Source organism: Pseudomonas sp. (genome assembly GCF_049645325.1).
Taxonomy (GTDB): domain Bacteria; phylum Pseudomonadota; class Gammaproteobacteria; order Pseudomonadales; family Pseudomonadaceae; genus Aquipseudomonas.
In genome coordinates, this window is sequence record NZ_JBARTQ010000429.1 from 1 (window position 1) to 1942 (window position 1942).

General features: G+C 61.4%; 3 protein-coding genes. 2 read left to right on the top strand and 1 reads right to left on the bottom strand.

What is annotated here, in order from left to right; translation table 11 throughout:
• Positions 1-179 precede the first annotated feature (179 nt).
• The gene (locus tag WBB95_RS18600; protein WP_424488917.1) at positions 180-707 is read right to left on the bottom strand and encodes a DUF962 domain-containing protein; all 528 of its coding nucleotides are present in this window, start codon (positions 705-707) and stop codon (positions 180-182) included.
• Positions 708-790: 83 nt separating this feature from the next.
• Here WBB95_RS18600 and WBB95_RS18605 point away from each other — a divergent pair, with 83 nt between their 5' ends.
• Complete coding sequence (locus WBB95_RS18605; protein WP_424488918.1) at positions 791-1477, top strand: Crp/Fnr family transcriptional regulator; 687 nt, start codon at positions 791-793, stop codon at positions 1475-1477.
• Positions 1478-1515: 38 nt separating this feature from the next.
• Positions 1516-1881, top strand: coding sequence for a response regulator (locus WBB95_RS18610; RefSeq protein WP_424488919.1), 366 nt, complete (start codon positions 1516-1518; stop codon positions 1879-1881).
• Positions 1882-1942 lie beyond the last annotated feature (61 nt).

Genomic DNA, 1942 nt, shown 5'->3' on the forward strand with positions numbered 1-1942 from the left:
GCCCCAAACCAGGCGACCTCGTTCTATCTGGAACTCGGCGGAGTCTTTGTTGGGGCCGCTTCGCAGCCCAGCGCGGGGCAAGCCCGCTCACTACAGGGAGATTTTTCAGCCTTGAAAGTTGTGTAGATACTTATGGCTATCGCAGGCAAGCCAGCTCCCACAAAGGACCGCTCCCGCCATTAGATTCCACTCGGCTTCAGGCTGTGGCGTGTTACCGGCCCCGAGCGCTCCTCAATCTGCTGCTTGAGGTCATGCCGCAACCCCACCAGAAACGCCAACTCCGCCACCACAAACAGCGGCCCCACAATCAACCCCGACACGTCGTCCACAAACGCCGGCTTCCTGCCCTCGTAGTAGTGCCCGACAAACTGAATCACCCAGCCCACCACAAACATCCCGATGCCGCTGCCGAGCCACACCAGTGTGCTTTGCGCCGCCAGCACATGCCCGGCCCACACTGACAAGCCCATCAACACTGTCATCAGCACGCCCAGCGCCAGTTCCAGGCGCAGGTAAAACCACGCCGAAAACAGCGCGACAATCACCGCGGGTGAAATCCATAGCCCGCCGACGGCCCATTCGGGGCGCGACAGCAGCACCGCCACGGCGACGACGATCAGCGGAATGCCGATAAAATGGCTGGCAATATTGCGTGGGTCGCGGTGGTACGCGGCGTATTGACTGAGGTGGTCGACGAGGCTTTTCATTATTGTTCCTCCTGTAGGATGCTTGATCATGCCCTGTCAGCCTGCGCCTGACTGTCAACTGGGCGACAATCTTCGGAGTGCTCATGGACGCAGAGAAATGGCACGCGCGGTTAGCCACCGGTCACTGGTTCAGCCACTTGCCAGAGCCTTTTCAGCATAGCCTGTTGGCCCAGGCCCGGCTGCGGCAGCTGACGGCGGGCCAATACCTGTTCAAACGCGGCGACCCGCCGTGCGGGCTGTATGCGGTGCTCGACGGCACCCTGCGCATCAGCGCGGTGAACGAACACGGCAAGGAAGCGGTGCTGAGCCTGGTGGAGCTGCCGTACTGGTTCGGCGAAATCTGCCTGTTCGACGGCTTGCCGCGTACCCACGACGCCTGCGCCGTGGGCCCGTGCACGCTGTTGCAGGTGCCGCAGCAGGCGCTGCTGAAGATTCTCGAGGCAACCCCGCAGTATTGGCGCGACCTGGCCTTGTTGATGAGCCACAAGCTGCGCCTGAGTTTTATCAGCCTCGAACAGCTCAGTTTGATGCCGGCTTCGGTGCGCCTGGCCCATCGTTTATTGATGATCGTTGAGGGCTACGGCGACATCGAACATGCGCGCCGGGTGCTGCAACTGCCCCAGGAAGACCTGGCGGCGATGCTGAGTCTGTCGCGCCAGACCACCAATGCGCTGCTCAAAGACCTGCAGGCCCAGGGCGTGGTGCGCCTGGGCTATGGCGAGATCGAGATTCTCGACGTGCAGCGGTTGCGTGAGGCGACACACACCTGAGGGTGTTAGCCTGCACGCCTGATCAATCGAGGTGTGTTATGCGCGTGCTGTTAGTGGAACATGAATCCGACGAGGCACAGCGGATGGCCCAGGGCTTGAACGAGGCCGGCTACACCGTGGAAGTCGCGGCCAATGGCATGGCGGCGCTGCGTTTTGTCGAAAGCGCTGAGTACGAGCTGGTGATTCTGGACGTGATGCTGCCGGGCTTGAATGCCTGGAAGTTGCAGCAGGCGATTCGGTTGAAGGGTGAGACGCCCATGCTCTTCCTGACCACCCCAGGCGGGATTGAAGACCGCTTGCGCGGGTTGGAGCTGCATGAGGATGACTATTTGCTCAAGCCGTTTGAAGCCAAGGCGTTGGTGGCGCGGGTGAGGAAGTTGTTGCGCCGGGACCGTGGGCGCTGATTGATCCGGAACGTTCGGTGTCTGTACCACCGCTATCGCAGGCAAGCCAGCTCCCACCTTT

Bases quoted from the DNA above. Each gene is read 5' to 3' on its own strand.
- WBB95_RS18600 (WP_424488917.1), bottom strand. From the start codon at position 707: ATGAAAAGCCTCGTCGACCACCTCAGTCAATACGCCGCGTACCACCGC.
- WBB95_RS18605 (WP_424488918.1), top strand. From the start codon at position 791: ATGGACGCAGAGAAATGGCACGCGCGGTTAGCCACCGGTCACTGGTTC.
- WBB95_RS18610 (WP_424488919.1), top strand. From the start codon at position 1,516: ATGCGCGTGCTGTTAGTGGAACATGAATCCGACGAGGCACAGCGGATG.